Genomic DNA, 18,576 nt, shown 5'->3' with positions numbered 1-18,576 from the left:
GACCGTGTAGTCGCTGTTCGGGGTCATACGGGCCGGGGTCTGCGGCGCGTAGTACGTCGAGTCCGTGGTGGAGTCGATGTACGTGACCACGATCCGGGGCGCGAGCCGCGGCTCGGTGCCCTCGGACGACAGGAACAGCGTGCGTTCCTGGGAGGCGGCCTCGTCGGCCATCTTCAGGACGACGCCCTTCTGGGAGGAAGGGGTGGTGACCCAGGACTGGGCGAGGGAGGTGACGTTCCAGTCGTGACGGGCCGGGTCGTTCGTCATCGCCCCGGTGTCGGCCGTGACGGCGCCGAAGTCGCCGCCCTGCGTCGTCCAGTTCGTGGCGCTGTCGGCCTTGACCCAGGTGGCGGCGGCCTCGTCGAAGTCACGCGTCAGCGGCCGCAGTTCGTACAGGGCGCCGGTGGTGTCCTGGGCGGTCTGCGTGGACCACAGGCGCACGTTGGCGTCCAGGACCCGGGCGGTGGTGGGGATGCCGAGGGCCGGGAACTTCAGCAGGGCGCGGGTGTCGCCGTAGGTGGCGGAGTTGTTGCCGACGGACAGCCAGTTCTTCGGGCCGGAGTCGTCGATGGTGTCGTGCGCGAGGGTGGACTGCGTCGAGGACAGGGTGGTGTCCTGCGAGGCGGCGAACACCTTCGTCGTGCGTCCGGCCTTCGGCAGACGCACGAGCTGGGTCGGTGCTGCGACGACCTGCCCGTCCTTCGTCTTGACCGCGACCATGTAGTAGTACGCGCGGCCGTACGGGTCGGGGTCGTCGGCCTTCGTCGGCGTCGCCGAGGTGTCCGTGTACGACGTCGTGCCCGGCGTGACCGGGGCGACGAGCGTGGCGGCCGACGGGGTGAAGGTCTGGCTGACCGAGCGGTGGACCTGGTACTCGACGATGTCGTCGCCGGTACCGACCGGGTCCTTGTCCTGGTACGCGGACCAGTTCAGCTCCGCGCCGGTGTCGTGGATCGTCGTCGGGGCGGAAAGGTCGACGCCCTGACGGCCGAACGTGAGGACCAGACGCGGGTAGTTCGCGGTCTCACCGCCGTACCCGAACTCACTGCCCTCGTAACGGGGTCCGCCCTTGGGTCCGTTGGCGGACTCGTCACCGGCCTTGATCACGAAACCGTTGTTGACGTTCGTGCCGTCGATCCAGGACTGCACGGTCTTGGTGACGGGGAACGTGTGCCAGGTGTTGAGCTCACCGGGCTGCTTGGTGACCACACCACCCTTGGTGAAGCGGACGGCGTCGGCGATCACCGAGGTGGTCGTGGAGGCCGGCCCGTCACCGAGAACGATCTTGCCGAGCGTGCCGGCCTTGAACGGGTGCGAGCCCAGGGTCTTCCAGACGCCGGTGGTGCCGGCCTGCTGGTTGACGGTGTAGGCCTTCGTCCCGCCGTCGTAGGTGACGGTGTACGGAGCGTTGGTGGCACGGTCGGAGGCCGGGACGTAGTGCGTCTCGACCTGGTACGTGCCGTCCTCGGGAAGACTCGGCTGCCAGGTGTACGTGTCACCCGCGACCGAATCCTTGTTGTACATGTACGTCTGGTTCACCGCGTACTGCGTGTACGCCGTGTTCCCGGAGGCGGGCCAGGCGCCGACGGCGGCGGTACGGCCGGCGTCGCCGTTGTCCACCACGACCGCCGTGCCCGACAGCTCACCGGTGATGGCGTTGGCGTTGCTCCAGGTCGCACCCGACTCCGTCCACGCCTGCGTGGCGCGGTGCGCCTCCAGCTGGACCTCGGTGTCACCCGTGGTGTGCGTCTGGTCGAAGTACATCTTCAGATCGGCCGAGTCCAGCTTGGTGCCCGCCGGGATGCTGCTGACCGGGAAGCGGATCAGCGCACGCGAGGCACCCGTGGAGGTGTTGCCGACCGACAGACGCCAGTTGTCGTCGTAGTTCGTCGTCGCACCGTCCGACGAGATCATCACGTCCTGCGCCGTCGACGGCGTCGGAGCGATCGAGATCGTCGGATCGATGGTGACCGGGTACTGCCGCTCCGGCGCGGCCAGCCACTTCGCGTCCGGCGTGACCGACAGCTCCCAGCCCTTGCCGACCCGCGTCAGCTTCTGCCGCACGGCCGAGCTGTAGGCGGAACCGTACGCGGCCTTCGCGTCCTTCTTCGCGTCCGTCATGAACGCCGCCGGGATGACGAGGACCGGATCGGCCCCTTCACCGAAGAAGGAGATCGAGCCGTCCTTGTTCTGCCTCGGCGTCAGACCACCCGCGTCCAGGGTGAACGTGAAGGACACCGGACCGGACGGCTTCGCGTCCAGGACGATGTTCTCCTTCACCCGCCCCGGACCCACCTGGTACGACAGATCCGCACCGGACACCGCGTCCTTGTACGAGACCGTGTCGCCCTCGGCCACCGGCGCGAGCTTCCCCGCACCCTTCAGACCAAGAGTCACCATGTGACCCTCGGCCTGGAAACGAAGCAAACGCTCCGCGTCCGAGCCGAACCAACTGGACGCAGCATTCGTCGTGTTGGCGAAGTCGAAGCCCTTGGCACCGGACGGAACGACCGTCGGGTCGATGTCCTTCCAGGACTTCCCCACCCGGTACCCGGTCGGGACGGCCGACACCTCGGCCTGCACCCGGCCGTCGGACAGCTGCCAGTACCGCGCGTTCGCCGTCCGCTTCCCGGTCAGCTCCGCGACACGCTTCGCCTTGGGCGCGGCCTTGCCCTTCGGCAGCTTGTCCCGGCTCACGGGAGCCCCAGCGGTCGACTGCGCCTCGAGCCCGCGCGACTCGTCCTCGTTCTCGTCGTCCGAGAACCAACCCGCGATCGTGTCGAAGGCGCCCTTGTCGTCGCTCGTCGCCGGTGACAGCGGAGCCCCATAGGCGACCTGCGGCAGTAGCGTGCCCGCTACCGCCGACACGACCAGACAGGAGAGATATCTCCTGTACGGAACTTTCACCTCAATACCTTTCGGCATCGGCGCACCCGCGTCGCAGCACGCGAAATGGGTACGCCAAACGAGCCGGTGCGGATTTTTCCGCCCCGGCTTGAGCAATACGGAGTGATTGCGCGGATGGCATGAGCCACGAGCTCACAGGCATTGCAGCGGGCTTTCTAACCACTTTGACGAGGCCCGGTCAACCCCCGCGACATAAAGGACAATCAGCAGGCCAAAGGGGGTGCGGTTCGCCCGATTCTTCCGCTCGCTCGCAATCGGTCGACGGCCTGGTGTATAACCACCCGGTTCCTCTGCCACCCAACCGAAAGCCGGCTCCCTCATGTCGTCCGATGAACTTGTGGAAACCGCAGTGCGGGAGGAGAGCGAGCCGGAGAGCACGGTCGGCTCCCCGGGCCGACGCGGGTGGCTGATCGCCGGCGCGGCCCTGCTCGCCTGCCTGGGACTCGCCGGCTACGGCCTCCTCGACACCGACGAGCAGCCGAAGGCGCACGCCGAGCCGACGGCCGAGGTGACGTACGAGGTCACGGGGACGGGAACGGCGGAGATTTCGTACCTCGCCCGAAATGAGGCGGGTACGGCCACGGTCGAGAAGGGCGTCGAACTCCCCTGGACCAAATCGGTCCAGATGCCCCTCGACGGCAAGGCCCCGACCGTCAGCATCATCCTCGACGACAAGGGCGGGCAGGCGTCCTGCACGCTCGCCATTCGCAATAAGCACGTGCAGCGCGCCACCGCGATGGGCGCATTCGGGCGCGCCACGTGCACGGGACAGGTTCAGGCCCCGCAGAAATGACGAACGCCGACCGGTTTCCCGATCGGCGATTCGCCTGAAATCTTCTTGTGGTTGCGATCCGGCGACGCGCTGCCGTATAGAGACGCCTATTTAGGGCCGGCGACGGACTCGATTACGGCGGCGCTCTCGCATACGAGGTACTTCATCGCGGCCAGGTGGGTTTCGGGGAGGCGTCCTCGGCCGGGTAGGCGCCGCGGTCGAGTTCCGGACCCTGGGAACCGCTGGGGAGCGGCCGCCGCACTCTGTGTGCGGGCCGAGTTCGCCCTCTACCGGGGGCAGCCGGACACCGCGCGCGCCGACGCGGTTTTCCGCGAACTCGGTGACAGCTGAGGCGAGTTGCAGACGACCGTCATCCTCGGCGACCTGGCAGAGTTTCGCGGCGACGCATTCCTGTCAGCGGGGTGCAGGAATGCGCCGAGGTCTGCTTGGCCCTGGTCGCGCGGCGCCAGGGCCGGCTGGACGATGCGGAGGCTCACCCGCGCGCGTGGCTCGACTGGCGCCGCCGGTGGGAGGGCGACCTCGGGGTGGCGTTCATCAGGGCCGAACCGGGCTTCATCGCCGAAGAGCGGGGCGACGGCGACGGCGCGCTGACGTTGCGCCGCGAAGGCATGGACCACGCCCGGCGGACGGACGACCGCAGGGCGCTCGCACGTGCCCTCGAAGGCACGGCGGGCGCCCACATCCTCACAGGTGCACGGCCGGGTCAGTCGGTGGGCTCCAGGTGCGCGAAGACGACGAGGTTCTCGGTGTAGTCCCTCGCCGTGCGGTCATAGGGGCCCGCGCACGTGATGAGCCGAACGAGCGCGCTGGGGGTGTCCTCGTAGACGCGCTGATCCGGGAAGTCGTCCTTGGAGAACTCCTCCACGGAATCGACGCGGAACACGGCGTCGGTACCGTCGGCGCGGCTCACCTCGAAGGTGTCCCCGGCCTTGAGTTCGCCGAGCCGGGCGAAGACCGCGGGGGCGGTGGCGGTGTCCAGGTGGCCCGCGATGATCGCGGTCCCCACTTCACCGGGGGAGACACCGGACGCCTGCCAGCCCACCAGGTTCGTGTCGTCGGCCGGGGGCGGGTCGAGCGCACCGGAAGGGCCGATCTTCAGGTCGATGAAGGGCGCGTCCACTCCGATCCCGGGAATCCTCAGACGGACGGGAGCCGACCTGGGCATCGACGGTTGACCGGCCGCCGGGACGGCACCCGGCGGAGCAGGCCGCGAGGCGCCGGGGCGGGATGACGGGTCGGGGGCCGAAGCGCGACCGGACTCGGCGGCAGCCGCGGGTCGGGCCGGTGCTTCCGTGTCCTGGTCGGACATCCCCGGACGGAAGACGAGGAGAAGCACGGCAAGAACCAGCGTCCAGAACACGGCGGGGACCACCCACCGCGGGATACGCCGGGAGGCTCCCACGTCAGCGGGATCCGGTCGGGTCGTCACCAGGGGCTCCTTCGGACTCGGGTGGGGGATCCGGGATGGGGTACGGAGGCGTGGACGGCCGGACGCGGGGGCCGTCTTCCAGAAGACGACCCCCTAACGTCCGTACTTCGTCACGCAGCCGCGCCGGCGGACTTCCTGCGGCGGTGGAGAACGAACGCGGCCAGTCCGCCCGCGACCAGGGCCGCGCCGGTCACGTTCGTGGTGCTGCTCGCGAGGCCGCCGCCGCCCGTGTGCATGCCGCCCTTCGGCTTCTCCTTGTGGCCGCCCTCTTCCTTCTGCTCGTCCTTCTCCGTGTCCTTGGTCCAGTCCTTCTGCTTGTCCTTCTCCGTGTCCTTGGTCCAGTCGTCGGCGTTGACGAGGGACAGAGCGCCGGAGCCGGTGTGCATGCCGCCCTTGGGCTTCTCCTGCTCCTTCTCCCACTGGCCGCCCTTGTCGTGCTCCTTCTCGGTCTTCCCGCCCTTGTCGTGCTCCTTGGACCAGTCGTCGCCGTCGACGAGGGACAGAGCGCCGGAGCCGGTGTGCATGCCGCCCTTCGGCTTCTCCTGCTCCTTCTCCCACTGGCCGCCCTTGTCGTGCTCCTTCTCGGTCTTCGGCTTGCCGTGGTCGTTTTCCTGGCTCTGGGAGGAGCCGTCCCAGTCACCTGCGGTGATCGCGTAGGCGCCGGGTGCGGCGAGCGCCAGGGTGCCGGCGGTGGCGGCCGCGGCGAAGAGAATGCGGGCAGAGCGCATCGGTGGACTTCCTTTCGTCCGCCGCGTCAGCTGACCCACTGTCGGCTCTCGGTACGCGGCGACATGGCTCACCGTCAGCTGCCGTGGAACCGCCCGCCACTTGGGATGGTGCATACGGGCTCCAAACGAACGGCCGTGGGCATCGCGCACCGCGCCTCGCGGAGCCGTCCGGCACCGTCGACACGCTCCCGTTACTTCCTGTGCCGTCCTGTCGTCGGGCCCGTTTCTCTGCGTCACTCCTAGGAATGACCCGCCCTTCGCGCCGGATGCGTATCGGTCCACGGCTCCTACGGGCGGGGCGGTGACATGCCGCCTCTGCGCGGCGAGGGCACGGCGCCGATCTCCCCGGCGAGCCGCAGGAACGACCAGCCGGGCCTGAGGACCGGAGTGTCGACAAGGCGCCAGAAATTCGACTCGGTGTGCGGCGTGTCACACGCAGGGGCCGTGGGATCGGCGTGGGAACATCGTCGTGGTTTCACACTCACGTTCCACCTGAAACCCCAGGCCGGGAAGGCCCGGGCCCGGTGGGGCGGACCAGAGGCGCCCCCCGCCGCACAGGCGGGAGGTGAGCACCGCATGCGGAAACACCCCTTCAGGGACGTTTCCGCTGGTCACGACGTTTCTGCTGCGGTGGGGCGGGTGGGACTCGAACCCACGGCCGACGGATTATGAGTCCGCTGCTCTAACCGGCTGAGCTACCGCCCCGTACGGTGAGGCGCGTACATGTGTGCGCGCCGTCTGCCGCAGCATAGCCGCTCATACGATCTCCTGCTCCGGATGATCGGCTCTGCTCGACCATGAAGACCGCACCGCGCCCCACATGGTTCCCGTAGACGCGAAAAAGGACCCCGAAGGGTCCTCTTCCGTCTCGCTCCCCCGGCTGGACTCGAACCAGCAACCCTCCGGTTAACAGCCGAATGCTCTGCCAATTGAGCTACAGGGGATCGCGCTCCCCCGACTGGACTCGAACCAGTAACCTGCCGGTTAACAGCCGGCTGCTCTGCCAATTGAGCTACAGGGGATTGCTGCGTTGCACCGATCGGATCCACCTCGGGCCTTCCCGGGCGGCGCTCGCTCGCTGCGAGACATACATTAGCGCAAGCAGGGGGGTGCTCCGCCAATCGGTTCCCCCAGGGCCTCCAGGGAAGGATCGCAGCCGTGCGGTACAAGCTGACGTTCGTCGTGGGACTCGCCCTCGGTTACGTGGTCGGCACGCGGGCCGGTCGCGAGCGCTACGAACAGATGAAGAAGTCCGCGAAGGACTTCACACAGAACCCCGCCGTGCGGAACGCCACCGAGTCCGCCGCCCAGACCGGGCGCCAGGCCGCGGGCAAGGCCCTGCACGTCGTCGGCGACAAGCTGCCGCACTCCGTGACGGACCGGGTCCACGCGATGCGCGAGCGCGGCCGGGGCAACGGCAAGGTCGACGACGAGAACTGGGGCACCAGCAACACCTGAGCCGCAGGTTCCGGAACCGGCAGCGCCCGAACCCCCTCACGTGCGGCAGAATCATGTGTCATGGGGATAGTCGCCGGACTGGACAGCTCTGCGGAGTTCACACGCATCGTCGTCTGTGACACGGACACGGGTGCCGTACTGCGGCAGGGGTACGCCGCCCATCCCGGCGAACCCAAGGCCGTCGACGTCGATCCGCAGACCTGGCTGCTCTCGCTCGGGGAGGCCGCCACCGGCGGGCTCCTCGAAGGTGTCGAGGCCATCGGTGTCTCCGCGCAGCAGCACGGGCTCGTGCCGCTCGACGCGCAGGGCGGCCTGGTGCGGCCCGCGCTCGTCCGCAACGACAAGCGGGCGCAGGTCGCCGCCGCCGACCTCGTCGAGTCCCTGGGCGGACGGCAGGCCTGGGCCGAGGCGGTCGGCAGCGTGCCCGGTGCCGGACAGGCGGTCGCCAAGCTCCGCTGGCTGGCCCGTACGGAGCCCGAGAACGCTCAGCGCGTCGCCATGGTCCTCCAGCCCCACGACTGGCTCGTCTGGCAGCTGCTCGGCCGGCCCGCCCGCCGCACCACCGACCGCGGCGCCGCGTCCGGCACCGGCTACTGGTCGGTCCGCACCGGCACGTACCGCCCCGACCTCGTCGATCTCGCCCTCGGCCACCAGGCCGTGCTGCCCGAGGTCCTCGGGCCCTCCGACGCCGCCGGCATCACCCCCGAGGGCCTCCTCGTCTCCGCCGGCACCGGCGAGACCATGGCCGCCGCCCTCGGTCTCGGCCTCGGCCCCGGCGACGCGGTGGTCTCCCTCGGCGCCTCCGGCTCCGTGATGGCCGTCCACCACGAGGCCCTCGCCGACCCCTCCGGCATGATCACGTCCTTCGCCGACGCCACCGGCATGTACCTGCCGGTCGTCTCCACCTCCAATGCCGTACGGGCGCTGCGCGGGACCGCCGAGATGCTCGGTGTGGAGTCGCTGGAGGAGCTGTCGGCCCTCGCGCTGAAGTCGACGCCCGGCGCCTCCGGGCTCGTTCTGCTGCCCTATCTGGAGGGCGAGCGGACCCCGAGCCTGCCGCACACCGCCGGCACGCTCAGTGGGCTGCGGCGCGAGTCGATGAAGCCCGAGCACCTGGCGCGGGCGGCGTTCGAGGGGATGCTCTGCGGGCTCACCGACGCCATGGACGTGCTGCGCGGGCGGGGTGTCGAGGTGCGGCGGGTCTTCCTGCTCGGCGCGGCCGCCGCCCTGCCGGCCGTGCAGGCCCTCGCGCCGGCGCTCTTCGGCGCCCAGGTCGTCGTCCCCCAGCCGGCCGACTACGCGGCGCTCGGCGCGGCCCGGCAGGCCGCCTGGGCGCTCGGGGTCGCGCGGGGCACGCTCTCCCCGTCGGCTCCCCCGGCCTGGCAGGGCGCGGTCGCGCAGATCCTGGAGCCCGGCGGGGAACTGTCGGTCGGCCAGGCCGTGCGGCAGCAGTACGTGGCGACGCGGGACCAGATCCACCCGGGCGCGTTCGGCGCCTGAGGGTCGCACGCGGGTTCGTACCCGGGTTCGTAAAGTCTTGCCCAGGGCTCCGCCCGCGCCCCGAAACCGAGTCGTAACGCTCCCGGGGTGCGGGCGATAGTAGGAGCCGTGCTCATAAGACTTCTCCGAACCCACCTGCGGCCCTATCGAAAACCCATCGCCCTGCTCGTCCTGCTGCAGTTCCTGCAGACCTGCGCGAGCCTCTACCTCCCGACCCTGAACGCCGACATCATCGACAACGGTGTCGTCAACGGGGACACCGGCTACATCCTGCGCTTCGGCGCCCTGATGGTCGGCGTCTCCGTCGTCCAGGTCGTCTGCAACATCGGGGCCGTGTACTACGGCGCGCGGACCGCCTCGGCGCTCGGCCGTGACGTGCGCAGCGCCGTCTTCGACCGGGTGCAGGCCTTCTCCGCCCGGGAGCTCGGCCACTTCGGCGCGCCCTCGCTGATCACCCGTACGACCAATGACGTCCAGCAGGTCCAGATGCTGGTCCTGATGGCGTTCACCCTGATGGTCTCCGCTCCCATCATGTGTGTCGGCGGCATCGTGATGGCGCTCGGCCAGGACGTCCCCCTGTCGGCCGTGCTGCTCGCGGTGGTGCCGGTCCTCGGCGTCGCCGTCTCGCTGATCGTCCGGAAGATGCGGCCGCTCTTCCGGACCATGCAGACGCGCCTCGACACGGTGAACCGGGTGCTGCGCGAGCAGATCACCGGCAACCGGGTCATCCGCGCCTTCGTGAAGGACGGGTACGAGGAGGAGCGCTTCCGCGGCGCCAACGGCGAGCTGACCGATGTCTCGTTGGCGACCGGACGCCTGATGGCGCTGATGTTCCCGACGGTGATGACCGTCGTGAACGTCTCCAGCGTGGCCGTGGTCTGGTTCGGCGCGCAGCGCATCGACAGCGGCGGCATGGAGATCGGCGCGCTGACCGCCTTCCTCGCCTATCTGATGCAGATCGTGATGGCCGTGATGATGGCCACCTTCATGTTCATGATGGTGCCGCGGGCCGAGGTGTGTGCCGAGCGCATCGAGGAGGTCCTCGGGACCGGGACGAGCGTCGTGCCGCCGGCGGAGCCGGTCACGAAGCTGCTCCGGCGCGGGCACCTGGAGGTGAAGGGCGCGGACTTCCGGTACCCGGGCGCGGAGGAGTCGGTCCTCAAGGACGTGGCGCTCGTCGCCCGGCCCGGTGAGACGACCGCGATCATCGGTTCGACGGGCAGCGGCAAGTCGACGCTGCTCGGGCTCGTGCCCCGGCTCTTCGACGCGACCGGCGGCGAGGTGCTCGTCGACGGCGTGGACGTGCGGAAGCTCGACCCGAAGCTGATGGCGAGGACCGTGGGGCTCGTCCCGCAGAAGCCGTACCTGTTCTCCGGGACGGTGGCGACGAACCTGCGGTACGGGAAGCCCGACGCGACCGACGAGGAGCTCTGGCACGCGCTGGAGGTCGCCCAGGCCAAGGACTTCGTGTCCAAGCTGGAGGGCGGCCTGAACGCCCCGATCGCGCAGGGCGGCACCAATGTGTCCGGCGGGCAGCGGCAGCGGCTCGCGATCGCGCGGACGCTCGTGCAGCGGCCGGAGATCTACCTCTTCGACGACTCCTTCTCCGCGCTCGACTACGAGACGGACGCCCTGCTCCGGGCCGCGCTGGCCCGGGAGACGGCCGACTCGACCGTGGTGATCGTCGCCCAGCGCGTGTCGACGATCCGCGACGCCGACCGGATCGTGGTCCTCGACGAGGGCCGGGTCGTGGGCACCGGACGGCACCGGGAGCTGATGGCGGACAACGAGACGTACCGGGAGATCGTGCTCTCCCAGCTGACCGAGGCGGAGGCAGCCTGATGGCCGGTCCTGGCGGACGCATGATGATGGGCCAGTCCGGTGAGCGGTCCATGGACTTCAAGGGCTCGGGCAAGCGGCTGCTCAAGCAGCTGGCGCCCGAGCGCGGCACGCTCTGGCTGATGCTGATCGCCGGCGTGCTGTCGGTGGCGGCCTCCGTGGTCGGGCCGAAGATCCTCGGCAAGGCGACGGACCTGATCTTCGCGGGTGTCGTCGGGCAGAGCATGCCCGAGGGCGTCACGAAGGCGCAGGCCCTGGAGAAGCTGCGCGCCGACGGCGACAGCGGCATGGCCGACATGCTGTCCGGAGTCGACTTCACCCCCGGGCAGCACATCGACTTCGGCGCGGTCGGCGAGGTCCTGCTGTGGGTCCTCGCGATCTACGTGGCGGCGGGCCTGCTCATGCTGGTCTCCACCCGCATGTCGATCAAGGTGATCAACCGCACGGTCTACCGGATGCGGGAGGACGTCCAGACGAAGCTGGCGCGGCTCCCCCTGTCGTACTTCGACAAGGCCAAGCGCGGCGAGGTGCTGTCGCGGGCGACCAACGACATCGACAACATCTCGCAGACGCTCCAGCAGTCGATGGGCCAGCTGATCAACTCGCTGCTCACCATCGTCGGCGTGCTCGGGATGATGTTCTGGATCTCGCCGCTGCTCGCCCTGGTGGCGCTGGTGACGGTGCCGGTCTCGGTGTTCGTCGCCGCGAAGATCGGCAAGCGCTCGCAGCCGCACTTCGTGCAGCAGTGGAAGTCGACGGGCGCACTCAACGCGCACGTGGAGGAGATGTACACCGGGCACAGCCTGGTGAAGGTCTTCGGCCGGCAGGAGGAGTCCGCGGAGGACTTCCGCGAGCAGAACGAGGCGCTGCACGAGGCCGGGTTCAAGGCCCAGTTCAACAGCGGTGTGATGCAGCCGGTGATGGTCTTCCTGTCGAACATCAACTACGTCCTGGTGGCCGTGGTCGGCGGTCTTCGGGTGGCGACCGGCAGCCTGTCCATCGGTGACGTGCAGGCCTTCATCCAGTACTCGCGCCAGTTCTCGATGCCGCTGACGCAGGTCGCGTCGATGGCGAACCTGGTGCAGTCCGGTGTCGCCTCGGCGGAGCGGATCTTCGAGCTGCTCGACGCGGAGGAGCAGGAGCCGGACAGCCCGACGAGCGAGAAGCCGGTGGACCTCAAGGGCAAGGTGGCCCTGGAGGGCGTCTCCTTCCGTTACGAGGCGGACAAGCCGCTCATCGAGGACCTGTCCCTCACCGTCGACCCGGGGCAGACGGTCGCGATCGTCGGCCCGACCGGCGCGGGCAAGACGACCCTGGTGAACCTGCTGATGCGGTTCTACGAGGTGACGGACGGCCGGATCACCCTGGACGGCGTGGACGTCGGGAAGATGTCCCGCGAGGAGCTGCGCAAGGGCATCGGCATGGTCCTCCAGGACACCTGGCTCTTCGGCGGCACCATCGCGGACAACATCGCGTACGGCGCCATGCGCACGGTGACCCGCGCCGAGGTCGAGGAGGCGGCGCGCGCCGCCCACGCCGACCGGTTCATCCGGACCCTGCCCGAGGGGTACGACACGGTCGTCGAGGACGACGGGGCGGGGGTCAGCGCGGGCGAGAAGCAGCTGATCACCATCGCGCGGGCGTTCCTGTCCGACCCGGTGATACTCGTCCTGGACGAGGCGACCAGCTCGGTCGACACCCGTACCGAGGTCCTCATCCAGAAGGCGATGGCACGCCTGGCCCACGGCCGGACGAGCTTCGTCATCGCGCACCGGCTCTCCACGATCCGGGACGCGGACGTGATCCTGGTGATGGAGAACGGCTCGATCGTCGAACAGGGCACGCACGAGGAGCTGTTGTCGTCCGGCGGGGCCTACGCCCGGCTGTACGCGGCGCAGTTCGCGCAGGCGGTCGCCGAGGTCGACTGACCGGACGGCCGACCGGCCGGATGATCGACTTCGCCGTGGCCCGTGCCGCACCATGTGCGGCACGGGCCACGTCGCTCCGCGGGCGAAGTGCACCCTCCGGCTGCCCGAGGGGCCACTGCTCCCGCGGTTCGGCGCGGAGGGCGACGGGACCCTGGCGGTCGAGGAGCCGCGCTCCTAGTCCAGGTAGCCGCGCAGCTGGTCGGCGTAGGCGTGGTCCCGCAGTTTGTTGAGGGTCTTGGACTCGATCTGGCGGATGCGTTCGCGCGTCACGCCGAAGATGCGCCCTATCTCCTCCAGGGTGCGGGGCCGTCCGTCGTCGAGGCCGTAGCGGAGCTGGACGACCTTCCGCTCGCGCTCGCCGAGGGTGGACAGGACGTCCTCCAGGTGGCGGCGGAGCAGCAGGAAGGCGGCGGACTCGACGGGTGAGGCGGCGTCGCCGTCCTCGATGAGGTCGCCGAGGGCGACGTCCTCCTCCTCGCCGACGGGCGCGTGCAGGGAGACGGGTTCCTGGGCGAGGCGGAGGACCTCGCCGACCCGCTCGGGGGCCAGGTCCAGCTGGGCGGCGACCTCTTCGGCGGTGGGTTCGTAGCCGCGCTCCTGGAGCATGCGCCGCTGGACGCGGATGACGCGGTTGATGAGTTCGACGACGTGCACGGGGACGCGGATGGTCCGGGCCTGGTCGGCGAGGGCCCGGGACATCGCCTGGCGGATCCACCAGGTGGCGTACGTGGAGAACTTGTAGCCGCGCGCGTAGTCGAACTTCTCGACGGCCCTGATGAGGCCGAGGTTTCCCTCCTGGACGAGGTCGAGCATGGTGAGCCCGCGGCCCACGTACCGTTTGGCGACGGAGACGACGAGGCGGAGGTTGGCCTCGATGAGCTTGCGCTTGGCGATCCGGCCGAGGACGACGAGCCGGTCGAGGTCGCCCGCCAACTGACTGTCCAGATCAGGGGTGTTGGCGAGTTTCTCCTCGGCGAAGAGTCCGGCCTCGACGCGGCGGGCGAGGTCGACCTCCTCCTCGGCGCTGAGCAGCGGGATGCGGCCGATCTCGCGCAGGTACTGGCGGAAGAGGTCGGACGAGGGGCCGTTGCCGCCGAGGTCGGTCCGGCGCCGCTGGACCGGTATCTCGGGGAGTTCGGCCTGCTCGTCCGGTTCGGTGGTCTGGATCTCGGTCTGCACGGCGGGCGACCTCCAGGGAGGGGCGGAACGGCACCGTCACCCAGTGTGGGGTACGACACATCGCCGCCACGAGGGGCGTGCGGTGACTTTTTGAGTCCGTACCGTGACCGACGGTCAGAGCGCGGCGGCGCCGTTGTTCCTGAGGGACTGCCCGTACTGGGTGAGGACCCAGAGCTCGTTCTGCACGGCGGCGAGCTGCTCGGGGTCGCCGTTGGCCCCGAGCCGGGCCAGGGTGCCCTGGACGTCGCGGATGCGGCGGTCGACGGCGCGGAGCCGGACGGTGACGAGCTGGTCACCGGCGTAGGCCTCGTCGACGGACTTGGCGAAGATCGTCTCGACGGCGAGTTCGGTGACGAGGGCGCGGACGGAGTCGTTGGGGGCGGCCTCGCGGACGGCGTCGAGGTAGTCGGAGGGGGCGCCGGTGGCGCCGCCCGCGTCCTGGACGCACTGCCGTACGGCCGCGTACGGCGGGGCGGTGAACTCGTCGACCCCGTAGGCGTCGAAGGCCGGGGAGACCAGCTCGGGCCGCTGGAGGGCCAGCTTGAGGAGCTCCCGCTCGGTGCGGTGGGCGGGGCTGCGCAGATTGAGCGCCGGGCCCGAGGGGGCGGCGGCCGGGGCGGGGGCGTCGTACGTCCGCTGGGGCTGCTGCCGGCCGGGGCCCCGCTCGCCGCCCTGCCGCTGCCAGCGGGCGATCTGGGCGACGCGCCGGACGACGAACTGGGTGTCGAGGATGCCGAGCATGCCGGCGAGCTGGACGGCGACCTCGTGCTGCGAGGCGATGTTCTTGATCTTCGCGACGATCGGTGCGGCCTCGTCGAGGGCGGCGGCGCGGCCCGCCGGGGTCTCCAGGTCGTAGCGGCGCACGATCTGGCGGAGGGCGAACTCGAAGAGCGGGGTGCGGGGCTGGACGAGCTCGGCGACGGCCTCGTCGCCCTTGGCGAGGCGGAGTTCGCAGGGGTCCATGCCGTCGGGGGCGATGGCGATGTACGTCTCGGCGGCGAACTTCTGGTCGTCCTCGAAGGCGCGCAGGGCGGCCTTCTGGCCGGCGGCGTCGCCGTCGAAGGTGAAGATGACGCGGGCCGAGCCGTTGTCCATGAGGAGCCGGCGGAGGATCTTGATGTGGTCGCCGCCGAAGGCGGTGCCGCAGGTGGCGATGGCGGTGGTGACGCCGGCGAGGTGGCAGGCCATGACGTCGGTGTAGCCCTCGACGACGACGGCGCGGCTGACCTTGGCGATGTCCTTCTTGGCCAGGTCGATGCCGTAGAGCACCTGGGACTTCTTGTAGATCGGGGTCTCGGGCGTGTTGAGGTACTTGGGGCCGTTGTCGTCGTCGCGGAGCTTGCGGGCGCCGAAGCCGACGATCTCGCCGCCGACGTCCTTGATCGGCCACATGAGGCGGCCGCGGAAGCGGTCGATGGGGCCGCGGCGGCCGTCCTGCGAGAGGCCGGAGAGGATCAGTTCCTTGTCGGAGAAGCCCTTGCCGCGCAGGAAGCGGGTGAGGTGGTCCCAGCCGGCCGGGGAGTAGCCGACGCCGAAGTGCTCGGCGGCGGCCTGGTCGAAGCCGCGCTCGGCGAGGAACTTCCGGCCGATCTCGGCCTCGGCGGAGCCGAGTTGCCCGGCGTAGTACTCGGCGGCGATCTTGTGGGCCTCGATCAGGCGGATGCGTTCCCCGCGCTGGTGGCCCGGGTTGTAGCCGCCCTCCTCGTACCGGAGGGTGATGCCCGCCTTCGCGGCGAGGCGCTCGACCGTCTCCGAGAAGGAGAGGTGGTCGATCTTCATCACGAAGGCGATGGTGTCGCCGCCTTCCTGGCAGCCGAAGCAGTGGAAGAGTCCCTTGCTGGGGCTGACCTGGAAGGAGGGCGACTTCTCGTCGTGGAAGGGGCAGAGACCCTTGAGGTTTCCGCCGCCCGCGTTGCGCAGCTGGAGGTACTCGGACACGACGGCGTCGATCGGGACCGCGTCCCGTACCGCCTTCACGTCGTCATCGTTGATCCTGCCTGCCACGCATGAAGTCTACGGGTGTCCCACCCCATTCAGATCAGGCTCTCCAGGGGTACGGAGGGGTCGGCGAGGGCCTCCGGGTCCACCGCCGTACGGGCCCGGATGAGGTCCTGGATCGGGTCTGTGACGTCCCACACATTCACGTTCATGCCGGCGAGGACGCGGCCCTCCTTCAGCCAGAAGGCGATGAACTCGCGCTTGCCGGTGTCGCCGCGGACCACGACCTGGTCGTACGAGCCGGGCGGCGCCCAGCCGGAGTACTCCATGCCGAGGTCGTACTGGTCGGTGAAGAAGTACGGCACCCGGTCGTAGGAGACGCGCTGCCCGAGCATGGCGCGGGCGGCGGCCGGGCCGCCGTTGAGGGCGTTGGCCCAGTGCTCGACGCGGAGCCGGTGGTGCAGCAGCGGGTGGTGGAAGGCGGCCACGTCACCGGCGGCGTAGATGTCGGGGTCGGAGGTGCGCAGGGACTCGTCGACGGCGACGCCGCCGCCGTCGGCCCGGTCGACGAGGGCGAGCCCCGAGTTCTCGGCGAGGACGGTGCGCGGGGCGGCGCCGATGGCGATCAGGACGGCGTGCGCGGGGTGCTCCTCGCCGTCGTCGGTGTGGACGGCGAGGACCATGCCGTCCTGGCCGACGATCTCGGTGAGCCGGGCGCCGAAGTGGAAGCGGACGCCGTGGTCGGTGTGCAGATCGGCGAAGAGCTGGCCGAGCTCGGGGCCGAGGACCCGGTGCAGCGGGGTGGGGTCGGCTTCGACGATGGTGACCTCGGCGCCGTACTGACGGGCGGCGGAGGCGACCTCCAGGCCGATCCAGCCGGCACCCGCGATGACCAGGTGGCCGTTGTCCCGGCCGAGCTGCTTGAGCTCGTGCCGGAGCCGCTCGGAGTGGGCGAGCCGGCGCAGGTGGTGGACGCCGGCGAGGCCGGTGCCGGGGATGTCGAGGCGGCGCGGCTCGGCGCCCGTGGCCAGGAGCAGCTTGTCGTAGGCGATGACGGTGCCGTCGCCGAGGCGGACCGTGCGGGCCTCGCGGTCGATGGCGGTGACGGACTGGCCGAGGTGGAGCTCGACGTCGTTCGCCGCGTACCAGGCGGCCTCGTGCACGAAGACGGAGTCGCGCTCGTCCTTCCCGATGAGGTAGCCCTTGGAGAGCGGTGGGCGCTCGTACGGGTGGTCGCGTTCGTCGCCGATGAGGATCACCCGGCCGTTGAACCCTTCGGCGCGCAGGGTCTCCGCCGCTTTGGCCCCTGCCAGGCCCCCGCCGACGATGACAAAGGTCTGATCTGCGTCGACCACGTCGTTTCCTCCTCGTTGCGACCGGTTCCAACCTACGCCCCCGGGGGTTCGTCCCGTCGTACCTCTCCGGGCCGTGCCTGCGAGGGTCCCGTACGGAGGGAGGTGACGGAAGAGGGCCGTATCGGCAAGGCACCCCCCTAGCGGGGGGTGCGGAGGCGGGCGTGGAGGGCGCGGGCGGCGGCGTCGGTGAGGTTGGCGATCTGGTCGACGAGGACGCGCTTGCGGGCCCGGTCGTCGGGGGCCCTGTCGAACGCGGCCCGGAACTGAGGTTCGAGGCCGTCGGGGGCGCGGGCGACGAGGGCCTCGGCGAGTTCGGCGACGACGATGCGCTGGTCGGCGCGGAGGGCCTCCTGCTCGGCGCGCTGCATCACGTACCGGTCGGCGACGGCCTTGAGGACCGCGCACTCGTTGCGGGTCTCGCGCGGGACGACGAGCTCGGCGGCGTACCGGGTGAGCCGGCCCGAGCCGAACGCCTGGCGGGTCGCTCCCTCGGCGGCGAGGCAGAAGCGGCCGATGAGCTGGCTGGTGGCGTCCTTGAGGCGGGCCTGGGCGACGGCCGAGCCGTCGTAGCCGTGCGGCCACCACTCCTGGTCGACGAGCCGGTCCAGGGCCTCGGCGAGCTCCTGCGGGTCGGTGTCCTCGGGTACGTAGCGGCCGATGGCGACCGCGAAGACGTCGGCGCGCTCCGGCTCGGCGTACAGCATGTTGGGGTCGATGTGCCCGGCGTGCAGCCCGTCCTCGAAGTCGTGCACCGAGTAGGCCACGTCGTCGGACCAGTCCATGACCTGGGCCTCGAAGCACTTGCGGTGGGCGGGGGCGCCCTGCCGGATCCATTCGAAGACCGGCAGGTCGTCCTCGTACACGCCGAACTTGGGCGAGCCGGGGTCCTCGGGGTGACCGCCGCGCGCCCACGGGTACTTGGTGGCGGCGTCGAGGGCGGCGCGGGTGAGGTTGAGCCCGACGCTGACGAGCTCCCCCTCCTCGTCCTTGACGAAGCGCTTCGGCTCGATGCGGGTGAGGAGGCGGAGCGACTGGGCGTTCCCCTCGAAGCCGCCGCAGTCCTTGGCGACGTCGTTGAGCGCCTGCTCGCCGTTGTGCCCGAAGGGCGGGTGGCCCATGTCGTGGGAGAGGCAGGCCGCCTCGACGAGGTCGGGATCGCAGCCGAGGGCGGCGCCCAGCTCACGGCCGACCTGGGCGCACTCCAGGGAGTGGGTGAGCCGGGTCCGGGGGCTGGCGTCCCAGGCGTGGCTCCTGGTGCCGGGGGTGACGACCTGCGTCTTGCCGGCGAGCCTGCGGAGCGCGGCCGAGTGCAGCACGCGGGCGCGGTCCCGCTGGAAGGCGGTGCGCCCGGGACGTTTGTCGGGCTCGGCGGCCCAGCGCTCGGTCGCGGCGGAGTCGTATCCGGGGGTGTCGGTGGCGCTGCCGTTGCCGTCGCTGTCGTCGTCGCCGTTGGCGTTGTCCTTGGGATCCGTGATGCCTTCCATGCACCGAAGGTAACGGGCGGGACGGACAAACGAGACCG

The 18,576-nt window shown here is 70.3% G+C and carries 12 protein-coding genes and 3 tRNA genes; 5 read left to right on the top strand and 10 right to left on the bottom strand.

Annotation, left to right across the window (positions count from 1 at the left end; genetic code table 11):
* Window positions 1-2,868: DNRLRE domain-containing protein (locus tag ACF07V_RS14580; protein ID WP_392154174.1), on the bottom strand; the 2,868-nt coding region annotated here is incomplete at its 3' end.
* Window positions 2,869-3,244: 376 nt separating this feature from the next.
* On the opposite strand from ACF07V_RS14580, the gene ACF07V_RS14575 reads away from it, so the two are divergent.
* Complete coding sequence (locus tag ACF07V_RS14575) at window positions 3,245-3,700, top strand: MmpS family transport accessory protein (RefSeq protein WP_392154173.1); 456 nt, start codon at window positions 3,245-3,247, stop codon at window positions 3,698-3,700.
* A 703-nt stretch (window positions 3,701-4,403) separates the two neighbouring features.
* Here ACF07V_RS14575 and ACF07V_RS14570 read toward each other — a convergent pair.
* From ACF07V_RS14570 to ACF07V_RS14550, 5 genes are all read right to left on the bottom strand, one after another.
* Entirely contained in the window at window positions 4,404-5,009 is a 606-nt protein-coding gene (locus ACF07V_RS14570; protein WP_392154171.1) for a class F sortase, read from the bottom strand.
* 230 nt (window positions 5,010-5,239) lie between these two features.
* Window positions 5,240-5,857 carry a hypothetical protein gene (locus ACF07V_RS14565; RefSeq protein ID WP_392154170.1) on the bottom strand — a complete coding sequence of 206 codons (618 nt, stop codon included), beginning with the start codon at window positions 5,855-5,857 and terminating at the stop codon, window positions 5,240-5,242.
* A 631-nt stretch (window positions 5,858-6,488) separates the two neighbouring features.
* Window positions 6,489-6,562: transfer RNA gene (locus ACF07V_RS14560), tRNA-Ile, on the bottom strand.
* Window positions 6,563-6,728: 166 nt separating this feature from the next.
* Window positions 6,729-6,801: transfer RNA gene (locus ACF07V_RS14555), tRNA-Asn, on the bottom strand.
* Between the two features lie 5 nt (window positions 6,802-6,806).
* Window positions 6,807-6,879, bottom strand: a tRNA-Asn gene (locus tag ACF07V_RS14550).
* Window positions 6,880-7,015: 136 nt separating this feature from the next.
* On the opposite strand from ACF07V_RS14550, the gene ACF07V_RS14545 reads away from it, so the two are divergent.
* The 4 genes from ACF07V_RS14545 to ACF07V_RS14530 all read left to right on the top strand — a co-directional run bounded on the left by ACF07V_RS14545 (window position 7,016) and on the right by ACF07V_RS14530 (window position 12,582).
* Window positions 7,016-7,315 (top strand): YtxH domain-containing protein, encoded by a 300-nt coding sequence (locus tag ACF07V_RS14545; protein ID WP_392154168.1) that lies wholly within the window; start codon window positions 7,016-7,018, stop codon window positions 7,313-7,315.
* A gap of 60 nt (window positions 7,316-7,375) precedes the next feature.
* Window positions 7,376-8,815, top strand: coding sequence for an FGGY family carbohydrate kinase (locus ACF07V_RS14540; protein ID WP_392154166.1), 1,440 nt, complete (start codon window positions 7,376-7,378; stop codon window positions 8,813-8,815).
* A 108-nt stretch (window positions 8,816-8,923) separates the two neighbouring features.
* The gene (locus ACF07V_RS14535) at window positions 8,924-10,657 is read left to right on the top strand and encodes an ABC transporter ATP-binding protein (RefSeq protein ID WP_392154164.1); all 1,734 of its coding nucleotides are present in this window, start codon (window positions 8,924-8,926) and stop codon (window positions 10,655-10,657) included.
* The gene (locus tag ACF07V_RS14530) at window positions 10,657-12,582 is read left to right on the top strand and encodes an ABC transporter ATP-binding protein (RefSeq protein ID WP_392154163.1); all 1,926 of its coding nucleotides are present in this window, start codon (window positions 10,657-10,659) and stop codon (window positions 12,580-12,582) included. Before ACF07V_RS14535 ends, ACF07V_RS14530 begins: the two co-directional genes overlap by 1 nt.
* Before the next feature lie 174 nt (window positions 12,583-12,756).
* Here ACF07V_RS14530 and ACF07V_RS14525 read toward each other — a convergent pair whose 3' ends face one another.
* The 4 genes from ACF07V_RS14525 to ACF07V_RS14510 all read right to left on the bottom strand — a co-directional run bounded on the left by ACF07V_RS14525 (window position 12,757) and on the right by ACF07V_RS14510 (window position 18,538).
* Complete coding sequence (locus tag ACF07V_RS14525; protein ID WP_392154210.1) at window positions 12,757-13,707, bottom strand: RNA polymerase sigma factor; 951 nt, start codon at window positions 13,705-13,707, stop codon at window positions 12,757-12,759.
* 168 nt (window positions 13,708-13,875) lie between these two features.
* Window positions 13,876-15,765 carry a DNA primase gene (dnaG, locus tag ACF07V_RS14520; protein ID WP_392154161.1) on the bottom strand — a complete coding sequence of 630 codons (1,890 nt, stop codon included), beginning with the start codon at window positions 15,763-15,765 and terminating at the stop codon, window positions 13,876-13,878.
* Window positions 15,766-15,794: 29 nt separating this feature from the next.
* On the bottom strand, window positions 15,795-17,054 hold the full coding sequence (locus ACF07V_RS14515) for an NAD(P)/FAD-dependent oxidoreductase (protein ID WP_392154160.1): 1,260 nt from the start codon (window positions 17,052-17,054) through the stop codon (window positions 15,795-15,797).
* Between the two features lie 137 nt (window positions 17,055-17,191).
* The gene (locus ACF07V_RS14510; RefSeq protein WP_392154159.1) at window positions 17,192-18,538 is read right to left on the bottom strand and encodes a deoxyguanosinetriphosphate triphosphohydrolase; all 1,347 of its coding nucleotides are present in this window, start codon (window positions 18,536-18,538) and stop codon (window positions 17,192-17,194) included.
* Window positions 18,539-18,576 lie beyond the last annotated feature (38 nt).

Origin of the sequence: Streptomyces sp. NPDC015661, assembly GCF_043077765.1 — a bacterium.
GTDB lineage: Bacteria > Actinomycetota > Actinomycetes > Streptomycetales > Streptomycetaceae > Streptomyces.
Note: the sequence above shows the minus strand (reverse complement) of the source record. Positions and strands in the feature narration are given on the sequence as shown.

What these genes read in the sequence shown, in the direction of transcription:
- ACF07V_RS14570 (WP_392154171.1), bottom strand. Translation starts at nt 5,009, where the DNA reads ATGTCCGACCAGGACACGGAAGCACCGGCCCGACCCGCGGCTGCCGCC.
- ACF07V_RS14565 (WP_392154170.1), bottom strand. Translation starts at nt 5,857, where the DNA reads ATGCGCTCTGCCCGCATTCTCTTCGCCGCGGCCGCCACCGCCGGCACC.
- ACF07V_RS14540 (WP_392154166.1), top strand. Translation starts at nt 7,376, where the DNA reads ATGGGGATAGTCGCCGGACTGGACAGCTCTGCGGAGTTCACACGCATC.
- ACF07V_RS14530 (WP_392154163.1), top strand. Translation starts at nt 10,657, where the DNA reads ATGGCCGGTCCTGGCGGACGCATGATGATGGGCCAGTCCGGTGAGCGG.
- ACF07V_RS14510 (WP_392154159.1), bottom strand. Translation starts at nt 18,538, where the DNA reads ATGGAAGGCATCACGGATCCCAAGGACAACGCCAACGGCGACGACGAC.